The sequence below is a fragment of the Mycobacterium sp. SMC-18 genome (assembly GCF_045310895.1).
Classification (GTDB): Bacteria; Actinomycetota; Actinomycetes; order Mycobacteriales; family Mycobacteriaceae; genus Mycobacterium.
This window is the reverse complement of the sequence record NZ_JBJIAL010000004.1, coordinates 147,079-166,254: the sequence shown is the minus strand read 5'-3', so window position 1 is coordinate 166,254 and position 19,176 is coordinate 147,079. Positions and strand designations below refer to the sequence as shown.

18 protein-coding genes are annotated in these 19,176 nt (G+C 68.8%); 9 read left to right on the top strand and 9 right to left on the bottom strand.

The window, feature by feature from the left end:
• The first annotated feature begins 1 nt into the window (after nucleotide 1).
• Nucleotides 2-850 (top strand): LLM class F420-dependent oxidoreductase, encoded by an 849-nt coding sequence (locus ACJH6J_RS05280; RefSeq protein ID WP_406803621.1) that lies wholly within the window; start codon nucleotides 2-4, stop codon nucleotides 848-850.
• Between the two features lie 8 nt (nucleotides 851-858).
• Here ACJH6J_RS05280 and ACJH6J_RS05275 read toward each other — a convergent pair whose 3' ends face one another.
• The 3 genes from ACJH6J_RS05275 to ACJH6J_RS05265 all read right to left on the bottom strand — a co-directional run bounded on the left by ACJH6J_RS05275 (nucleotide 859) and on the right by ACJH6J_RS05265 (nucleotide 3,464).
• Nucleotides 859-1,443: a hypothetical protein gene (locus ACJH6J_RS05275; RefSeq protein ID WP_406803620.1), complete on the bottom strand. Its 585-nt coding sequence runs from the start codon at nucleotides 1,441-1,443 to the stop codon at nucleotides 859-861.
• Between the two features lie 115 nt (nucleotides 1,444-1,558).
• The gene (locus tag ACJH6J_RS05270; RefSeq protein WP_406803619.1) at nucleotides 1,559-3,019 is read right to left on the bottom strand and encodes an RNA polymerase sigma factor; all 1,461 of its coding nucleotides are present in this window, start codon (nucleotides 3,017-3,019) and stop codon (nucleotides 1,559-1,561) included.
• A gap of 190 nt (nucleotides 3,020-3,209) precedes the next feature.
• A complete protein-coding gene (locus ACJH6J_RS05265; protein WP_133425291.1) occupies nucleotides 3,210-3,464 on the bottom strand; it encodes a hypothetical protein in 255 nt (84 codons plus the stop codon).
• Between the two features lie 154 nt (nucleotides 3,465-3,618).
• On the opposite strand from ACJH6J_RS05265, the gene ACJH6J_RS05260 reads away from it, so the two are divergent.
• Entirely contained in the window at nucleotides 3,619-4,335 is a 717-nt protein-coding gene (locus ACJH6J_RS05260) for a hypothetical protein (protein ID WP_406803618.1), read from the top strand.
• A 217-nt stretch (nucleotides 4,336-4,552) separates the two neighbouring features.
• Here the strand turns inward: ACJH6J_RS05260 and ACJH6J_RS05255 are convergent, their stop codons facing one another.
• Together ACJH6J_RS05255 and ACJH6J_RS05250 are read right to left on the bottom strand one after the other, a co-directional pair.
• On the bottom strand, nucleotides 4,553-5,884 hold the full coding sequence (locus tag ACJH6J_RS05255) for an RNA polymerase sigma factor (protein WP_406803617.1): 1,332 nt from the start codon (nucleotides 5,882-5,884) through the stop codon (nucleotides 4,553-4,555).
• A 22-nt stretch (nucleotides 5,885-5,906) separates the two neighbouring features.
• Nucleotides 5,907-6,233 carry a hypothetical protein gene (locus tag ACJH6J_RS05250; RefSeq protein ID WP_133425294.1) on the bottom strand — a complete coding sequence of 109 codons (327 nt, stop codon included), beginning with the start codon at nucleotides 6,231-6,233 and terminating at the stop codon, nucleotides 5,907-5,909.
• A 274-nt stretch (nucleotides 6,234-6,507) separates the two neighbouring features.
• Between ACJH6J_RS05250 and ACJH6J_RS05245 the strand changes: the two genes are divergently transcribed.
• From ACJH6J_RS05245 to ACJH6J_RS05230, 4 genes are all read left to right on the top strand, one after another.
• Entirely contained in the window at nucleotides 6,508-8,028 is a 1,521-nt protein-coding gene (locus ACJH6J_RS05245; RefSeq protein WP_406803616.1) for a CoA-acylating methylmalonate-semialdehyde dehydrogenase, read from the top strand.
• A gap of 15 nt (nucleotides 8,029-8,043) precedes the next feature.
• Nucleotides 8,044-9,204: an acyl-CoA dehydrogenase family protein gene (locus tag ACJH6J_RS05240; RefSeq protein WP_406803663.1), complete on the top strand. Its 1,161-nt coding sequence runs from the start codon at nucleotides 8,044-8,046 to the stop codon at nucleotides 9,202-9,204.
• A gap of 76 nt (nucleotides 9,205-9,280) precedes the next feature.
• Nucleotides 9,281-10,153, top strand: coding sequence for a 3-hydroxyisobutyrate dehydrogenase (gene mmsB / locus ACJH6J_RS05235; RefSeq protein ID WP_073696981.1), 873 nt, complete (start codon nucleotides 9,281-9,283; stop codon nucleotides 10,151-10,153).
• A 108-nt stretch (nucleotides 10,154-10,261) separates the two neighbouring features.
• Nucleotides 10,262-11,254, top strand: a complete 993-nt coding sequence (locus ACJH6J_RS05230) for a hypothetical protein (protein WP_142239716.1) — start codon at nucleotides 10,262-10,264, stop codon at nucleotides 11,252-11,254.
• Between the two features lie 64 nt (nucleotides 11,255-11,318).
• Here ACJH6J_RS05230 and ACJH6J_RS05225 read toward each other — a convergent pair whose 3' ends face one another.
• A complete protein-coding gene (locus tag ACJH6J_RS05225; protein WP_073696983.1) occupies nucleotides 11,319-12,089 on the bottom strand; it encodes an HAD family hydrolase in 771 nt (256 codons plus the stop codon).
• 176 nt (nucleotides 12,090-12,265) lie between these two features.
• On the opposite strand from ACJH6J_RS05225, the gene ACJH6J_RS05220 reads away from it, so the two are divergent.
• The 3 genes from ACJH6J_RS05220 (at nucleotide 12,266) to ACJH6J_RS05210 (ending at nucleotide 16,580) form a co-directional block, all read left to right on the top strand.
• Nucleotides 12,266-12,946 carry a response regulator transcription factor gene (locus tag ACJH6J_RS05220; RefSeq protein ID WP_020101448.1) on the top strand — a complete coding sequence of 227 codons (681 nt, stop codon included), beginning with the start codon at nucleotides 12,266-12,268 and terminating at the stop codon, nucleotides 12,944-12,946.
• Nucleotides 12,943-14,139, top strand: coding sequence for a GAF domain-containing sensor histidine kinase (locus ACJH6J_RS05215; RefSeq protein WP_061001779.1), 1,197 nt, complete (start codon nucleotides 12,943-12,945; stop codon nucleotides 14,137-14,139). The genes ACJH6J_RS05220 and ACJH6J_RS05215 overlap by 4 nt, the downstream gene beginning before the upstream one ends.
• 116 nt (nucleotides 14,140-14,255) lie before the next feature.
• A complete protein-coding gene (locus ACJH6J_RS05210) occupies nucleotides 14,256-16,580 on the top strand; it encodes a bifunctional diguanylate cyclase/phosphodiesterase (RefSeq protein ID WP_064858369.1) in 2,325 nt (774 codons plus the stop codon).
• A 5-nt stretch (nucleotides 16,581-16,585) separates the two neighbouring features.
• Here the strand turns inward: ACJH6J_RS05210 and ACJH6J_RS05205 are convergent, their stop codons facing one another.
• From ACJH6J_RS05205 to ACJH6J_RS05195, 3 genes are read right to left on the bottom strand one after another with little or no spacing between them, the layout of a single operon-like run.
• Nucleotides 16,586-17,074 carry a MarR family winged helix-turn-helix transcriptional regulator gene (locus ACJH6J_RS05205; protein ID WP_020101445.1) on the bottom strand — a complete coding sequence of 163 codons (489 nt, stop codon included), beginning with the start codon at nucleotides 17,072-17,074 and terminating at the stop codon, nucleotides 16,586-16,588.
• A gap of 39 nt (nucleotides 17,075-17,113) precedes the next feature.
• Nucleotides 17,114-18,157, bottom strand: coding sequence for a histidinol-phosphate transaminase (locus tag ACJH6J_RS05200; RefSeq protein WP_064858370.1), 1,044 nt, complete (start codon nucleotides 18,155-18,157; stop codon nucleotides 17,114-17,116).
• Entirely contained in the window at nucleotides 18,154-19,173 is a 1,020-nt protein-coding gene (locus tag ACJH6J_RS05195; protein ID WP_135356891.1) for a 3-oxoacyl-ACP synthase III family protein, read from the bottom strand. Before ACJH6J_RS05195 ends, ACJH6J_RS05200 begins: the two co-directional genes overlap by 4 nt.
• Nucleotides 19,174-19,176 lie beyond the last annotated feature (3 nt).

Genomic DNA, 19,176 nt, shown 5'->3' with positions numbered 1-19,176 from the left:
CATGAGCAAGCTGGATCTGGGCCGCGTCGGGGTGTGGACGTTCGGCGCCCCGACACCCGAGCAGGCCGCCGAGATCGAGAAGCTGGGGTACGGCGCGGTGTGGCCGGGCGGCTCCCCCGCCGGTGACCTGGCGTTCGTCGAGCCGATCCTGGCCGCGACGGAGAAACTGCAGGTGGCGACCGGCATCGTCAACGTGTGGACGGCGCCAGCCGCGCAGGTCGCCGAGTCGTACCACCGGATCGAGGCCGCGTACCCGGGACGATTCGTGTTGGGCGTCGGCATCGGCCATCCCGAGCACACCAAGGAGTACCGCAAGCCGTACGACGTCCTCGTCGAGTACCTGGACGAGCTGGACGCGGCAGGCGTTCCGGTGGCGCGCCGCGTGGTGGCGGCCCTCGGCCCGAAGGTGTTGCGGCTGGCCGCCGATCGCAGCGCCGGCGCGCACCCGTACCTCACCACCCCCGAACACACCGCCGAGGCGCGCAAGGTCATCGGGCAGGACGCGTTCCTGGCGCCCGAGCACAAGGTGGTGCTGACCGACGGTTCGGCCGAGGCCACCGCCCAGGCGCGGGAAATCGGCCGGCAGACCGTCGACTTCTATCTGAATCTCAGTAATTACCTGAACAATTGGCGTCGGCTCGGCTTCTCCGAGGACGACATCGCCAAGCCGGGCAGCGATGCGTTGATCGACGCGGTGGTCGCGCACGGCACGCCCGACGCCATCGCGGCGCGGCTCACCGAGCACCTCGACGCCGGCGCCGACCACGTGACCGTCCAGGTGCTCGGTGGCTGGGACAAGCTGGTGCCGACGCTGACGGCGCTGGCGGGTCCGCTGGGCTTGCGCGGATAGCCTGGCGCTCAGCGCTTTTGGCCTTGATCGTCCTGCTGGTTGTCCTGCTTGTGGTGCTGCCAGATGCGGCGGAGCCAGTTCCAGTGGGGCCGGTGCGGCGTCGGTTTGGGGGTCTCGGCGACGGGCGGCACGGCAACCGGCTGCGCAGGCGCCACGGCCCGCGGTGCGACGACGTCGGGTGCGCTGGCCACACCGTGCACCGGCGCCGGTGCCGGAGTCGCCACATGGTTGGCGGTCGGCATCGGGGCCGCAGCCGGCGCGACATACGGCGTTGACCGGGTGTGGTCGACAACGGCCAGGGGTGTCGACGGCTCGTCGCCGCCGAGCAGGATCGCACCGACCGCGGCGGCGGCGGTGACCCCGCCGAACACCATCGCGACGAGCGCGACCCGCAGGCTTCTCGGTGTCCGCGTCGCCACGAGCGGCGCGGCGGGAATCAGGTTCGGCGCCAAAGGTCCTTCGGCTTCTTCCGGTTCGGCCAGTGACCAGGCCAGCGCACCGAACGGCATCGTCGGCGCCCCGTGGATGCTCCCGCTGGGCGGGTCAGACGAGTACTCCAGGTTGGCCAGTGTGGCGGTCATGGCAGTGGACATGGCGTGCTCCTGTGTCGTTGTTGCTGTCCCGGGATGGGCGGCTCTCACACGTAGGAGTCGCGCGGCACCCACAACGGGACAGGTTTTGGCGGGCTGCTGCTCGGTTCGGGATCAGCTAGTAGATGACCGGCGGCTGCGTCGTCGTCACCGGTGCCGGCTCGATGGGGCCCACGGGGCCCGGCGGGAACGGCCGCGGCGGCTTGTGCGACGTCGGCGGTGGCGTGGGCGACGGTGACGGTTCGGTGATCACGGGCGGCTGCTTGCTCGGCGGGGACGGTTCCTCGCTGACGACGGGCGGCCGCGGACGTCGCGGCGGCAGAACCGGCCGGGTTGACGGCGGTGGCGTCACGACCGGTGCGGCCGGTGGCAGCGGCACCGGGACCGGTGACTGCTGCGGCGGCGGGACCGCCCGTGGCGGGAGGGCTGTCGTCGGCTCGGCGGGGGCGGTGACGACGGCCGTCGGGCTGGGCGGCGGCGGGGGCGCGACGGTGGTGGTCACCGGATTTTCGGGCGTGGTGCTGGGCGGCGCGGTGACGGAGGTGGTGACCCCTTGCGGGGTGACGGGCGCGTTGGTTTCGTACCGCCAGGCGATGGTCAGTGCCAGCACGATCAGCGGAATGCCGATCAGCAGTGACATCGTCAGCATCACGCGGCCATTGGGCGATGTGGTGGCGGGTTCGGCATCGAGCACGTCGGCCACGGCGAACTGTTCGGTCGGCGCATCCGGCAGCGCACTCTGCGCCTGGGTGGGTGCGCTGTCCAGATCGGCCGAGGCCGAGGTCAGCTGAATCCGGTTCAGCGTGCGGTCCCGTAGCCAAGCCGGCGCGGGGATGAACAGCGGTGTGCCGCCGAGCAGCGCGACCGGGTTGACCATCCGGCGACGGTCCTGATCGCACGTCGGGCAGCTTTCGATGTGCCGGGCGATCCGCTTGCGCATGAGGATGGTGAAGTTCCCGTCCCACCCGGCGAGGATTGCACCCAATTCCGCACAGCTGTTGCCGCTCTGGCCACGTCGAGCGACCAGCAGCGCGCCGAGTGAGCGTTCCATGGTGTCGCGCAACCGCTGCATGATCTTCTTGGCGCTGGCCGTACTGACACCGAGCGCCTCGGCAAGTTCGGGCCCCTCCAGTCCGTGGCGGAAACCCAGCTCAAGCACTGCCCGATCGCGGTCGGACAACCCGCCGGCCGCTTCGGCGACCAGTTTGGCCAGTTCGTTGCGGGCTGCCAGGGTGTCAGGTCCGGCGTCCCCGGATGCCTCGTCGGGGAGATCCTCGGACGGTTCTTCGCGACGCCGCTGCCGGATGCGGCGCAGCGCTTCGTTCCGGGCGATCGCGTACAGCCAGGGGCGTAGCTTGTCGGGCTCCCGCAGCTTGTCCAAAGCTGTTGCGGCAGTGCAGAACACGTCCTGGACGCAGTCCGCGGCGGCATCGCGGTCCCGGACCATGCCGACGCAGAAGTCGTGGAGCCGGTCGGCATAGCGGTCATAAATGCCGGCAAATGCCATGCGGTCTCCGGCGAGCGCGGCGCCGACCAAGTCGGCGTCGCTGACAATGTCCCAATCTGGCACTGCGGTCATGAGACGGGCTCCCGTACCGGATCGATCGCCGGTCTGCACTGATGCTAATCCGGCGAAGGCGAGATGGTTTGCCGAATCAACGAGCATCGGCGTTGGCTTCAATGAGGAGAACGAGAGCAGACCGGACCCGGTTCAACACCGGACCCGGCTGCGTCTCGAATCCGCGTGGGCGGTGTGCCATCACGGCCAGTCAGTGCTTCTTGTGGTCGGAGTGCTTCCAGTCCCAGTCGTACCAGTGCCAGTAGTAGTGGCAGTGCTCCCAGTCCCACCAGGCCCACGAGCAGTAGTCGTGGCCCCAGGTCTGCGGAGCCGGGATGGACGGCTGGGCTTGGGCGGTGCCGGCCGTCAGGCCCATGCCGGCCAGGGCCATGCTGCCGGACAGCAGCGCGGCCGCGGCGGCCCGCTTCGCGAGAGACTGCCGCTTGGCAGGGGTGTTGTTGCTCATTTCGTGCTCCTTGGTTGGTGTCGCAGATGCCCCGTGCGGGCTCTGTCACAGGTAGGAGCGCGACCCCCGGACGCCGGGGACACTTTTTTCGGAAGAATCCGAATCGGCGCGAAAAAACTTGTCAGACTCTGCTGTCGGCAGCGCTCATACCAGCATGAGCAACCATTCACACACCCCCTGGAACCCCGACACCGACAACACCATCGCGGCTGACGTCCTCGACGCCGGCCCGCGCTCGGTGACCTTCCCCCGGCTCGCGTACAGCGACCAACTCGACGTGCCCGACGTGGTGGACGACGAGGCCACCATCGCCGTGGGCACCGACGACGGCCGCTGGGCCCGGCGCCGCGTCGCACTCGCACTGGGCGGTGCGGCCAGCGTCATCGTGGCATCGGCCGCCGTGGCCTTCACCGCGATCAGCTCACTCGATGCCGGCACCTCGGTGGCACCTGCCGGTGGTTCGACTGCCGTGCCCGCGGCCGCGCCGGCCGTTCTGGTGCAGCCGCCGTCGGCACTTCCCGTGCCTTCTGCCCCGCAGGCGGCGCCGGCCGCTCCGGTGATTCCCGATCAGGTACCGGCAGCCGCTCCCCAGCGGTCGGCAGCACCCGTCGTCGTCACCGCGGCGCCGGCGGCCGGTCCCGCCCCCGAGGTCGCACCCCCGGCTCCCGCACCAGAAGTCGTCCCGGAACCGCCCGCACTACCACTGCCCACGTTCCCGCCGATCGTCATCAATCTGCCGGCGCCGCCGGCGGCACCGCCGAAAGAGCCGCCCACCAAACCCGAACCGCCCGTGGTGAAAGGCCCCCTCGCCATTCCGAGCCCCGGAAAGACCCCGCCGATCAACCCGAATCTGCCCCTGGATGCCGGCTGACATCCGGCCCACGCACAAGCCCGCCACGGTCGGTATCCCCACTGTGGCGGGCTTTTTCGCGTTGACCCGGTAATCAGGGCGCGGTTGTTCGAGTGGACTACGCCCGCACGTCAGGGTCAACGGCTCGGCGCGACGCAACCACGTTGACGCTGTATTGACGGCGCGGTTGTTCGAGTGGAACACGCCCGCACGTCAGGATCAACGACTCGATCCAGCGTCATCGCCGCCCGCCGGAACCCGCATCACCGGTCGGCGGCGGCGGCGCTTCGAACGACGGCGGCGCAACCGACATCGGCGGGCGCGTCACAGGCCCGGGCCTGCTGACGGTGTGATCGGGCAGCGACGGGTGCGGCGCCGGCGCGGGTTCGGCAGCCGGCGACTCCTGCTGCGGCTGCGGTTGCTGACTCGGCGCCATCACCGGCGGTGCGACGGATTTGGTCGAGACCCCGGGCATCGACGTACTCGACGCCGGCGGTGCGCTCGGCGGCGCGGAAAGCGGTGTTGTCGCAGGCGTTTCCAGTGGAGCTGTGATGCCGCTGTCGAGCGGCTCCCCGCCGTGCCGGCCCGGCCCGGCCAGTGTCCAGACCAGACCCGCCACCAGTAGCACCAGCGCGCACGCGGCCAGACTGATCGGCAGTGCGAGCCGGCGGCGCCGTTCCTCCGCCGGCGCGGCACCGGCGCCCACGGCAGAATCGGCGCCCGCGGCAGAACCGGAATCGGCACCGTCGACCAGATCGGTTGTCCGACAGACCAACTGAATGTCCCTGAGCGTCGTATCCCGAAGCTCCTTCGGCGCCGGGATGAAGGGCATGGCGCCGAGCAGCGCTGCCGGACTCACCCGGCGGCGCCGTTCGGATTCGCATTCGGGGCACGACTCGATGTGGCGGGCGATGCGTTTGCGCATCAGCACCGTCATCGCACCGTCCCAGCCATCGAGCACCGCGGCAAGCTCCGGGCAGCGCGCCGGATCCTGCCGCGTCTGCCGGGCCACCAGCAGCGCACCGAGCGAGCGGCCGACCATCTCCCGCGCCCGATGCGTCAGGGTGTTGGCGGTGGCCGGGCTGACGCCGAGTGCCTTGCCGAGCTCCGGTCCGTCGAGGCCGTGGCGGTAACTCAATTCGATGACCTCGCGGTCGCGATCCGAGAGGCCACCGCAGGCCTCCCGGATCAATTGGGCCAGGTCGTCCTGCTCGGCCAGGGCATCGGGACCGGCATCGCCCGATGCGCTGTCGAGGTATTCGTCGTCGGCCGGTTGCTCGCGCTGTCGGCGCTGAATGTGCCGCAGGGCCTGAGAGCGCGACACCGCGTACAACCACGGCCGCAGCTTCTCGGGCTGGCGCAGCTTCGACAGCCCGGTCGCCGCCGTGCAGAACGCCTCGTGCACACAGTCGGCAGCGGCGTCACTGTCACGGACCATGCGCACGACGAAGTCGTTGAGCCGGTCGGCGTAGCGGTCGTAGATCGCGGCGAAAGCCGCGCGGTCGCCCGAGGCGGCCGCGCGGGCAAGTTCCTCGTCGGGTGCTTCGTCCCAATCGACAAGCGCGCTCATCGGCGGGGTTCTCCCCTGATCATCAGTAGTAGTAGGCCGGGTAGAAGCCGGTATCGCCGTTGTCGCAGTTGACGTTGATGTCCCAGAACCGGTTCAGCGGAATGCCCGGAACGAAGAAGCCCGCCTCGCCGGCAGAGTTTTGGTAGGCCCTGGTGGTGAACCAGTCCGAGGTGTAGGTGCACCACGTGCCCCCGCTGCCACCGCTCCAACCGATCCAGATGCCGCCGTAGTGCGGTACCGGATTCACGCCCAAGGGGTTCGCGTGCGCGGTTCCGGCACCCATCAGAGCTACCGGGACCGCCGCTGCCGCAGCAATTCCAGCAACGAACTTTTTCAGCTTGGTAGCCATGTGCTCCGCCTTTCCTCTGCTCGGCCCGGTTGGCCTCGCTTGTATGTAGGAGCATCTCGCCGCATCAATCCTGACAAGTTTTTCCGAATTTGGTCAGGCATCCGCAAAGAAGTTCTGAACCTCGCGCATACCCCCGAGCAACCACAGCGGCAATCACGCTGCGCGCCGGGTCGGCAAACCCCTTGCCAACACCCCGACCGAATTACTAGGATATGCAAGTATCTCGGCGTTCGAGTCGAGAATCCTGAACTCTCCATAACTTTGGACGGACGTCATGACCACCCAGATTCCGCATTTCATCAACGGCCGGCGCACCACCGGCGAATCGACCCGCACCGCCGACGTGCTCAACCCCAGCACCGGCCAGACCCAGGCCCAGGTGCTCCTGGCGTCGGCCGCCGACGTCGACGCCGCCGTGGCGGGTGCCGTTGTCGCGCAACGGGAATGGGCATCGTGGAATCCGCAGCGCCGGTCGCGCGTGCTGATGAAGTTCATCGAGCTGGTGAACCAGAACAAAGACGAACTGGCCCGCCTGCTGTCGCTCGAACACGGCAAGACCTTCGAGGACTCGCTCGGTGACATCCAGCGCGGCGTCGAGGTCATCGAGTTCGCCGTCGGCATCCCCCACCTGATGAAGGGTGAGTTCACCGAGGGTGCCGGCGCCGGCATCGATGTCTACTCGATGCGCCAGCCGCTCGGTGTCGTCGCCGGCATCACGCCGTTCAACTTCCCCGCCATGATCCCGCTGTGGAAGGCCGGGCCCGCGCTGGCCTGCGGCAACGCCATCATCATCAAGCCGTCCGAGCGCGACCCCTCGGTGCCGCTGCGCCTCGCCGAGCTGTTCATCGAGGCAGGCCTGCCGGCCGGTGTCCTGCAGGTGGTCAACGGCGACAAGGAGGCCGTCGACGCCATCCTGCAGCACCCCGACATCAAGGCCGTCGGCTTCGTCGGCAGCACCGACATCGCGCAGTACATCTACTCGAACGCCGCCGCCAACGGTAAGCGGGCGCAGTGCTTCGGCGGCGCCAAGAACCACATGATCGTGATGCCCGACGCTGACCTGGACCAGGCCGTCGACGCTCTGATCGGCGCCGGCTACGGCAGCGCCGGCGAGCGGTGCATGGCGATCAGCGTCGCCGTCCCGGTCGGTGAAGAGACCGCAAATCGCTTGCGTAACAAGCTCGTCGAGCGTGTCAACCAGCTGCGGGTCGGGCACAGCCTGGACCCGAAGGCCGACTACGGCCCGCTGGTCACCGGTGCGGCCCTCGAGCGGGTGCGGGGCTACATTGCCCAGGGTGTCGAGGCCGGTGCCGAGCTCGTGGTCGACGGCCGCGAACGCGCCAGCGACGACCTGACGTTCGACGATGCTGATCTGTCCGGCGGCTTCTTCCTCGGCCCCACCCTGTTCGACCACGTCACCCCCGACATGTCGATCTACACCGACGAAATCTTCGGTCCGGTGCTGGTGATCGTCCGCGCCCACGACTACGAGGAGGCGCTGCGGCTGCCGTCGGAGCACGAGTACGGCAACGGCGTCGCGGTGTTCACCCGCGATGGCGACACCGCCCGCGATTTCGTCTCGCGCGTGCAGGTCGGCATGGTGGGCGTCAATGTGCCGATCCCGGTTCCGGTGTCCTACCACAGCTTTGGCGGCTGGAAGCGGTCCGGCTTCGGCGACCTCAACCAGTACGGCACGGCGTCGATCCAGTTCTACACCAAGGTCAAGACCGTCACCGAGCGCTGGCCGTCGGGCATCAAGGACGGGGCCGAGTTCTCGATCCCGACCTTCAAGTAAGGGCCTGCGTTGAGCATCGACCTTTTCGGACTGGACGACGACGAACGCGTGATCGCCGAAACGGCGGCCGCGTTCGCCGAAAAGCGGCTGGCCCCAAATGCTTTGGCGTGGGACGCCGACGACCACTTCCCCACCGATGTCCTGCGGGAAGCGGCCGAGCTGGGCATGGCGGCCATCTACTGCAATGACGACGTGGGCGGCAGCGGACTGCGCCGGTTGGACGGTGTGCGCATCTTCGAGCAACTGGCCGCCGCCGATCCGACCATCGCGGCGTTCCTGTCGATCCACAACATGTGCGCGTGGATGGTGGACAGCTACGGCACGCCGGAACAGCGCAAGACCTGGCTGCCGAAGCTGGCCTCGATGGAGGCCATCGCCAGTTACTGCCTCACCGAGCCCGGCGCCGGCAGTGACGCCGCGGCCTTGCGCACCAAGGCCGTTCGCGACGGCGACCACTACGTGCTCGACGGCGTCAAACAGTTCATCTCGGGCGCGGGCGCCTCGGACGTCTACGTCGTGATGGCCCGCACCGGGGCCGACGGACCGCGCGGCATCTCGGCCTTCATCGTCGAAAAGGACACGCCGGGACTGAGTTTCGGGGCCAACGAGGAGAAGATGGGCTGGCACGCCCAGCCCACCGCCCAGGTGATCCTGGAAGGTGTGCGGGTGCCCGCCGAGGCCATGCTGGGCGGCTCGGACGGCGAGGGCACCGGTTTCTCCATCGCGATGAACGGCCTCAACGGTGGCCGCATCAACATCGCCGCCTGCTCCCTGGGCGGCGCGCAGGCCGCCTACGACAAGGCGCTGGGCTACCTGGCATCGCGCGAAGCCTTCGGCGGGGCACTGATCGATGAGCCGACCATCCGGTTCACCCTCGCCGAGATGGCCACCTCGCTCGAGACCTCGCGAAACATGTTGTGGCGGGCGGCAACCGCGCTCGACACCAACAATCCGCGCAAGGTCGAACTGTGCGCCATGGCCAAGCTCCATGTGACCGAGGCCTGCTACACGGTGGCCGACCAGGCGCTGCAGTTGCACGGCGGCTACGGCTACCTGCGCGAGTACGGGCTGGAAAAGATCGTCCGCGACCTCCGGGTGCACCGCATCCTGGAGGGGACGAACGAGATCATGCGCGTGGTCATCGGCCGGGCAGCCTCGGCTGCCGCACGTAATTGAGCGATTTGTGCACGAAAATCCGCGGCGAGCGCGAGAAATCGTGCACAAATCGCGGAGAACTAGGGAGGACAGACTGATGGCGACGATTGCATTCCTGGGCCTGGGCCACATGGGCGGCCCGATGGCGGCGAACCTCATCGCGGCGGGGCACACCGTGCACGGCTTCGACCCGGTCCCGGCCGCGGCGCAGGCGGCCCGCGAGCACGGCGCGACGACCTTCGACAGCGGCCCCGAGGCGGTGGCCGGCGCCGACGTCGTCATCACCATGCTGCCCAACGGCGATCTGGTGAAGCGCTGCTACGCCGACGTCCTGCCGGCCGCGGCACCCGGCACGCTGTTCATCGATTCGTCCACCATCTCGGTCGACGACGCCCGCGAGGTGCACCGTCTGGCCGGCGAGCACGGCTTCGCCCAACTGGACGCGCCGGTGTCGGGCGGCGTGAAAGGGGCGACGGCCGGCACGCTGGCGTTCATGGTCGGCGGCGAGGCCGAGGCCTTCGAACGCGGCCGCACGGTGCTCGAGCCGATGGCCGGCAAGATCATCCACTGCGGCGACTCGGGGGCGGGCCAGGCCGCCAAGGTGTGCAACAACATGGTGCTCGCCGTCCAGCAGATCGCGATCGGTGAGGCATTCGTCCTCGCCGAGCACCTCGGCCTGGACAAGCAGTCGCTGTTCGACGTGATCACCGGCGCGACCGGCAACTGCTGGGCCGTGCAGGTGAACTGCCCCGTCCCGGGTCCGGTCCCCACGTCTCCGGCCAACAACGAATTCCAGCCCGGTTTCGCCACCGCCCTGATGAACAAGGACCTCGGTCTGGCGATGGCTGCGGTGCGCTCGACGGGGTCGTCGGCACCCCTCGGCAGCCATGCCGCGGACATCTACGCGAAGTTTGCCGCCGAGCATCCCGATCTCGACTTCAGCGCGGTAATCAATCTGCTGCGTCAATGACGTCGCATCATCATCACCGCACGTCACAGTGGTATTCGTTAGTTAACTGTGACATCGCGCGCATTAGGGCATAGGATGCGTGGGTCGCACAGGGAGGATTCGCGCCGCATGACTTTCAAATTTTCCGCCAAGGGGGCAACGGCCTCGGCTACCGCGATTGCTGTGGCGTTTTTCGGGGCGGGCATCGCCTTCGCGTCGCCCGGCCCGTCGACCCCCGGGAACCCGGGCAACCCGGGCACCGACCCGGCACAGCCGACGCAGACGCAGCAGGCCAGCAAGAACAACGAGTCGGCCACGACTCCGTCGGGTGACCTCGGCACGGCCAGCAGCAAGACCGTCTCGAGCTCGACCTCGAGCTCGTCGGCCGGCCACACCGGCAAGACGGCGCGCAACAACGACAACGGCCTCGACTGGGGTGACGACTGGAGCCTGGGTGGCTTCCCGCCGATCAACCTGTCGAGCATGCAGCCGCCGGAGGCCACCGTCGCCGTGCCGCTGTCCCTCGGCCTGCCCGGCCTGAGCCTGCCCAGCCTGGTGCTGGACGCCGGTCTGGGCGGTCTGATCACCGGGCTCGGCGGTCTTCTGCTGAACAGCGCGGCAGCCGCAGTGCCCGCGGGCGCGACGCTGGCAGCCCCCGCTGCCGCCGCCGCGGCCCCGGCCGCGACCGCCGCCACCTTCGGCACCCTGTCCGCCGTCGGCGACATCGCGAAGGTCTCCTCCGCGGCTGCCGCCCCGGCCATCGCTGCTCCTGCTCTCGCGGCACCGGCCGCGGCTGCCGCTCCGAGCCTCGGCGGTCTGCCGGCGATCGGTGCACCGGCGATCGGTTCGCTCAGCGCGCTGGCCGCACCGAAGCTGCCGGGCATCGGCCTGCCGAAGATGCCGTCTGCCGGCCTGCCGGAGCTGCCGGACTTCACCAAGCTGGGCGCCCCCAAGCTGCCCAAGCCCGAAGACCTGCCGCACCCGGAGGTCGGTCTGCCGAAGGCCCCCAAGATCGGCCTGCCGGACATGTCGGACATCCCGCACCCGCAGATCGGCTTCCCGCCGCACCCGCGGATCTTCCCGAAGATCGGGCTGCCGAAGATCAGCCTTCCGTGGTTCTGAGCCGCTGAAAGAGGCGGGGCAACCGCCCCGCCTCGACAATTGAAAAGATGTGAAGAACTGGTGGTCAGCCCTGGGCTGACCACCAGTTCTTGTGTAGGCGCTCGCATCCGGCGGCCAGCAGGCCGTCGTACTCTGCGCGCACCTGGACCGCCCCGGGGAATTCGTGGCCGGCCGAGTAGCCGGTGGTGACCACCAGCGTCGCCAGCTTGGCGGCCCGTGCCGCGCGGAAACCGCGGGCACCGCCCGCCACCGCCAGCGCGCTCTCCGGTCCCAGCCCCAACTCCCACAGGGCGTGGCCGTGCAGATCCGGTTCCCGGGTCGGACGCGGCAGATCATCGGGCGTCACGATGGTCTCGGCGATGCCGTCGCCCAGCAGCTGACGGACCAGCGGCTCCACCCAGGACCGGCTCCCGGTGCTGACGACGGCCACCGCCACCCCGGCGCCGAACAAGCCGGCCGCCAGGTCGGCGAGGCCGTCGCGCGGGCTGACGTCACCGTCGAGGACAGACGTCTCGAAAAGGTCGGTCTTGGTGCGGTACACGTGGGCGGCGATCTCGTTGCTGACCCGTCCGTACCCACGTCGGCGCAGCGCCGAGGCGACGCGGCGCTGTTCGTCGGCGATGCGGACCAGCCGGCCATATTCGGCCACCGACCAGGAGATATCCAGCCCGTGCTCGGCGAAGGCGGCGTTGAACGCCACGCGGTGTGCGTCGCGCTCGACGTCGGCCAGCGCACCGTCCAGGTCGAAGATCACCGCGCGCAGCGGGTCGATCACGGCATGGGCCGGGCGTGCCACATCCCACCAGAACGTGCGCTCCACACAACTCACCGACATGAGTACAAGGGTGTCCCACGTCACATGTGCGGGGCCTCCCCCCAACGGGGGATTGGACGGGCGAGATTCGGGATGAACATTCCCGATGGTCCACAGCCGGTCCTCCCGACCAGCGCGGAATCGCCGCTCTAAGGTGATGCCATGAGCACCAGCGAGAAGCCGAAGGCGGATCGCGCATGACCGCCGAGCCCGAAGCCGGCGCCGCTGCGCCGGTACGGCTGATCCTGGTCGACGACCACGAAATGGTCATCGAGGGACTCAAGGCCATGCTGGCCGCGTTCAGCGACCGGGTGCGGGTGGTCGGCCAGGCCGTCGGGGCCGAACGCGCCGCCGCGGTGGTCGACGAGCTGCAGCCCGACATCGTTCTGTGCGACGTGCGGATGCAGGGCGCCAGCGGCCTGGACCTGTGCCGTGAACTGCGCGAACGTGCCCCGGACCGCAAGGTGGTCATGCTGTCGGTGTACGACGACGAGCAGTACCTGTACCAGGCGCTGCGGGTCGGGGCGGCGGGCTATCTGCTCAAGAGCATCAGCAGCGACGACCTGGTCCGTCAGCTCGAGTTGGTGCACGGCGGGGCGACGGCCATCGACCCGAGTATGGCCGCCCGGGCCGCCGATACCGCCGCCCGCATGCAGCGCGACGAGTTCTGGCCCGGCGCCCGGCAGGGCCTGACGCAGCGCGAGAGCGAAATCCTGTCGTTCGTCGTCGACGGACTGTCCAACCGCGGTATCGCGACCCGGCTGGTGATCGGCGAGGAGACCGTCAAGAGTCACCTGCGGTCCATCTACCGCAAGCTCGACGTCAGTGACCGGGCCGGCGCCGTGGCCACCGCGCTGCGGGAGGGCATCTACCGATGACGCCGCGCAATGAGGTGCTGACCGCCGACCGCGAGCTGGCCCTGCTGCGCGAGCTGATTCAGGCCGCCTCGAGCGGACCCGGCGTCGAGCCGCTGGCCGCGGCGGCCGCCCGGATGATCACCGCGGCCACCGGCACCGACGTCTGCTTCGTCCACGTGCTCGACGACACCGAACGCTCGCTGACATTGACGGGCGCCACCCCGCCGTTCGACCAGGAGGTCGGCAAAATCCGGCTGCCGCTGGGCGAGGGCGTCTCCGGGTGGGTGGCCAGCAATCGCGAGCCCGTCGTGATCCGCCACGACAAGGAATCCGATCCGCGCTACCGGCCGTTCGAATCGCTGCGCGGCAGTGACTTCGCGTCCATGGTGTCGGTGCCGATGGAGACCGACCCGGGCGGACTGGTCGGCGTGCTCAACGTGCACACCGTCGAGCGCCGGGAATTCACCGCCCGCGACGTGGAGCTGCTGCTGGTCATCGGCCGGCTGATCGCCGGGGCCATGCACCAGGCCCGGTTGCACCGCCAGCTCGTCGCCCGCGAACGTGCCCATGAGAACTTCGTCGAGCAGGTCATCGAGGCCCAGGAGATCGAGCGCCGCCGGCTGGCCGGCGATATCCACGACGGTATCTCGCAGCGGCTGGTGACGCTGTCGTACCGGCTCGACGCGGCGAGCCGGGCGGTCGGGACCGACACCGCCGTCGCGGCCGAGCAGCTGACGCTGGCCCGGGAGCTGGTGGACCTGACGCTCGGCGAGGCCCGCGCCGCCATCGGGAACCTGCGCCCGCCGGTCCTCGACGATCTGGGGCTGGCCGGCGGGCTGGCCAGCCTCGCGCGCTCCATCGGTCAGCTCGACGTCGACGTGGAGCTGACCGACGTCCGCTTGCCCGACCACATCGAGCTGGCGCTGTACCGCATCGCGCAGGAGTGCCTGCAGAACGTCGTGAAGCACGCCCACGCCAGCAATGCGCTGCTGAAGTTCACGGCCGACGCGGAGCACGCCCGGCTCGAGATCATCGACAACGGCATCGGTTTCGACACGTTCGAGCGCCCGCTGGGCGCCGACGAGACGGGTGGCTACGGGTTGTTGTCGATGGCCGAGCGCGCCGAGATCGTCGGCGGCCGGCTGAATATCCGGTCCCGGCCCGGCTCGGGCACCATCGTCACCGCCACCATCCCGCTGCCATCGACGACTTGATGACAACGGCCTGACGTTGCTAGAAATCATCCGTCATGTATCTCGCGGCTGTGATTTGGCAAATTTTGACAATGCCCGAGGAATACCGAACCATCGTGGTTGACATGGGAGTGTAGGTGCGCACAGGCAACACAAATGCGGTCATCGGTGCTGCTGCAGTCATCTTCGCTGCATTCGCCTATCTGGTGATCTTCGGTGACCATGGCACGTTGGCGGCACGTCTCACCAACGACATCGGGCTGACGGTCTTCAGCAGCCTTGCCTGCCTCGCCGCGGTGGCCGCCTACCGGGCCAACCGAGGCCGGCGACAGCGCGCCTGGCTGGCACTCGCGATCGGGATGGCGGGCTGGGTCGCCGGCAACCTGATCCTGCTCTATCACCACGCCGTGCTCGGTTCGCCGCCCGCGTTTCCGTCGGTGGCCGATGCCGCGTTCCTGCTGCTGCCCTGCTCTGTGGTGGTCGCGTCCGCCGGGAAGGTTCGGCCCGACCGCATGTCGGCACTGCGCCCCGTGCTGGACGGCGTCATCATCGCCTCCGCGCTGTTCCTCGTGTGCTGGGTGCTGATCCTGGAGGAGCTGTTCGCATCCACGCATTCCAGCTGGCTGGCGACCGCGGTGTCGGTCGCGTTCCCGATCTCGGACGTCGTCATGATCACGCTGGCGGTGTTGACGGTCAGTTCGACGGTACCGGGCAAACGCCAGGCCATCGTCCTGGTGTGCACGGGGCTGATCATCGTCGCAGTGGCCGATAGCATCTGGATATACGTTCTGGCCCAATCGAATTCGACCAGTCCGGTGGCTGTCGTCGGCTGGGCCGCGGGCTTGGTGTTGTTCAGTGCCGGCGGGCTGATCGATGCGCGCAAACCGCCGTCGGCGACGGGGCGGAAACGGCAGGCCCTGGCCGATCCATTGCTCTGGCTCCCCTATTCGCCGATGGTGGCCGCAGTGGTCGTCGGGCTCATCGACCTCTGGCCGGTGACCAACGACAAGCCGGTACTGATCGCCGCGTCGGTACTCGTGATGACGGCACTGGTCCGGCAGCTGATCGTGCTGATCCAGAATCGGCGGCTGTTGTTCGACCTCGCCGACCAGACCCGGCGCGATCCGTTGACGGGGCTGGGCAACCGGCTGATGTTCAACGACCACCTCGATGCGGCCATCCGGTCACGTGGAGACGACCGGGTTCCCATCGCCGTGCTCGCACTCGACCTCGACGACTTCAAGATGGTGAACGACAACCTCGGGCACCCGAGCGGCGACGAGCTGTTGATCGACGTCGCGAGTCGGCTCAAGAACACGGTGCCGGCCGAGCACACCGTGGCCCGGCTCGGCGGCGACGAATTCGCCGTTCTCATCCGGTCGGCACCGAATGCGGCAACCACCATCGCCGAGCGGATCATCGAGGCCTTCGACGCACCGTTCTCGCTCAACAGCGAGAAGGTCTTCATCCACCCGAGTGTCGGGTTGGCGATCACCCCCGCCGACGAACCAGACGTCACCGCTGACGATCTGATGCAGCAGGCCGACATCGCGCTGTACGCCGCCAAGCGGACCGGCATCGGCGGCGTACAGACCTTCTCCGCGGACATGCGCCAGGTCTCGCGGCTGGACCTGCCGCAGCGGTGGAGCGACAGCGGTCGGATCCAGCCGCCCGCCCAAGCCGGTGTGCAACTGCTCGGGCAACTGCGCCGTGCCATCGGCGACTCCGAGTTGAAGTTGGTGTATCAGCCCAAAGTGCTGCTGGCCACCGGCGAAATCGTCGGTGTGGAGGCGTTGCTCCGCTGGCCCCATCCCGAGCTCGGCCTGCTGACCCCGTCCGAGTTTCTGCCGTTGATCCGGCGTAACGGCCTGATCGGCTCGGTTACCGACACGGTGCTCAAGCAAGCGGTCCTGGACGCCTCGACCTGGTTCGGGACGGGATATCGCAATGTGCCGGTCGCCATCAACCTCTTCGCGCAGTCGCTGACCGACGTCGATCTGGCCGATCGCATAGGGACCATCCTCGCCGAGCACTCACTGCCACCGAGCGCCCTCACCGTGGAGATCACCGAGCAGATGCTGCTGTCGAACATGAGCCGGACGGAGGTGGTCATCGATCGGCTCCGGAAGTCGGGTCTGCGGGTGTCGATCGACGACTTCGGGTCCGGCTACTCGACCACGAGTTACCTGCGCGACCTGCCGGTCGATGAACTCAAACTCGACCGCGAGTTCGTGCTGCCGATGACGCACAATCCCCGCGCCGCCGCCATCGTTCGATCGGTGATCAACCTGACCCACGCCCTGAACATCGCGAGCGTCGCCGAAGGAGTCGAAGACGCCGCGACCGCCGAGCAGCTCTCGGCGTACGGGTGCGATATCGGCCAGGGCTACTACTTCGCCAAACCGATGTTCGCCGAATCGCTGCGGCCCCTGATCGAATCGCGGAATCCGCTGCGGCGCTGAGCCGGTCAGAAGTCGCCGGCGGTGCGGCGCAGGGTCTCGATCGCATCGACCAGCGCCGCGGACTGTTCGTCGGACATCCCGACGTCAGCGAACACCTCCTTGTTGAGGGTCACCGTGGCGTCCTCGACCGTCGAGCGGCCCACCTCGGTCAACCGCACCAGGGTGGTCCGCCCGTCGGTGGGGTGCGGCACCCGCTCGACGAGACCATCGGCCTCGAGCCGCCGGATGGCATGGGTGACGCTCGTGACGTGCACCTGCAGCCGGTCGGACGCCTTGGTGATCGGCAGCGCGCCACTACCGCTGAACGCCAGCAGCCGCAGCAATTCGTAGCGGGAAAAGCTCAGGTCATAGGGCCGCAGCGCAGTCTCCACGCGCGCCAGCAGAATCTGGTGGGCCCGCATCACCGACGTCACCGCGACCATGCCGTCGGCGACGTCGCCCCAGCCGGCCCGCTCCCAGTTGGCCCGGGCCCGGGCGATGGGGTCACTGCTCACCGCTCATTCATACCGCACCGGACCCCTCGGCCGATGCAGTCAGGCCCCGACGCCCGTCCCGTCCACCGCCTTACGGATGGCCGCCAGCACCGCGCGCGACGACCTGCGGTCCCCGACGGTGATCCGGACGCCGCCGTCGGCGTAGCTGCGCACCCGCGGGCCGTCGTCGCCGAACTCCCAGGCCCGCGCCCCGCTCGGCAGATAGACGAAGTTGGCGTGACTGTCGGTGCAGTACACGCCCATCGAGCGCAGCCGTGCCCGCAGAAACGCCCCTTCCGAGGCGATCATCCGGATACGTTGCCGCAGTTGATCTTCCGCATCGTAGGACGCGGCGACGGCCACCAGGCCGGTGATCCCGATCCCGAACGGCAGCTGCATACCCCACAGGTCGCGGGCGAGCGACGGCGCACACACGCCGTAGCCGATGCGCAGGCCGGCCAGTCCGTAGGCCTTCGAAAAGGTGCGCACCACAACCAGATTGGGATACCGCACCACGAGCGACGGGATGTCCAGGCACAGCTCGGGGGCCAGGAATTCGACGTACGCCTCGTCCAGCAGGACGACGGTGCCCGACGGCACCCGGTCCAGGAACCGGTACAGGTCGGCGGCCGACTCGACCGTCCCGGTCGGGTTGTGCGGACGGCAGATCACCACCACGCGGGCCCGCGCCGCGGCCGCCGCCATGGCGTCGAGGTCATGGTGACCGTGCCGGTCCAGCGGCACGGTCACCGACCGCAGTCGCGCCATCTGCGCGAAGATCGGGTAGCCGTCGAAGGTCGGTGACGCCGTCACCAGCACATCGCCGGGGTGCGTGACGGCCTGCAGCACCTGCAGGATGACGCCCGTGGCGCCCGCACCGACGAGCACCTGGTCATCGGCGACGCCGACGTGTCCGGCGATCAGCGACCGCAGCCGCTGCGGCAGGAACTCCGGATACCGGTTCACCACACCGATCGACGCGGTGAGCGCGGCCCGCACCGCAGGCAGTGGCGGGAACGGATTCTCGTTGAGCGCCAACGCCAGCGGGTCGTCCGCGGCGGGTAGCGAACCGACCGCATCGGCCAACGCGCACGTGGGCGTCATCGCTGTCCGCCCCAGCGCACGGCGGCCGCACCGGCGAAGTCACCGGCGTGCGCGAAGGCCGCCATCATCACGACGTCACCCTCGCCGACCTGTCCGTCGGTGATCGCCCGGTCCAGGTTGACGGGCACGCCGGCGGCGAACAGGTTGCCGCACTCGTCGAACGTGTCGCGGTGCTTCGACTCGGGCAGTTCCAGGGCCTCGCGCCAGTTCCGCAGGAACACGCGGTTCGGCTGATTGGTGACCAGCAGGCCGATGTCCTTGGGCGCCAGCCCGATCCGGTCGCACACCGCGTACGCCACCTCGGGCACCTGACGGTTGCCCCGGGCCAGCACTTTGGTGATCTTGCTCTCGGTGAAGCCGATGCAGCCCTCGCCGGGCCCGGCCTGCCACCATTTGCGCGGCGGGTCGACCGACATCGTCATGTCACCGGCGTATTCGCCGTAGGTGCGGCATTCGACGTCGAGGATCGGCGAAACATCAGAGGCCGCAACGAGTCCCACCGCGGCACCGTCACCGGGTACCGACGCCTGCGCCTTGGGTCGAATGGTGACCTGGTCGAAGACCTGGCCCGCCGCGTTCTGCGCCACCGCCACCAACGCGGTACGCCCCTCCCCGGAGGCGATCAACTGCTTGGCCAGCTTGAGGCCCAGGATGAAGGCCGCGCACCCGCCGTTGTGCAGGTCGATCACCCAGTTCGGCTTCATGCCAAGCCGATTGGCCATACCGCCACCGCCGCCGTAGAACGGCATGTCGGGCAACTGGGTGTGGGTGATCAGGATGTCGACGTCGGCGAGGGCGTCGGAGCCGTGCCGGTCGACGAGGCCCGCCGCCGCCCGCTCGACCATGTCGATGGCCGTCTCGTCGGGTGCCACGTGGTGGCGGAACTTCGGCGCCCGGAACATCAGGTTGTCCCGCAGGTCGTCGGAATCGGCGTACTGCGCGTAGTAGTCGGCGCTGATCGGCTCGCCCGGAAGATAGGTCGAGACGTCAAGAAGGCTGACAGCTGGTTGGCTCATGCG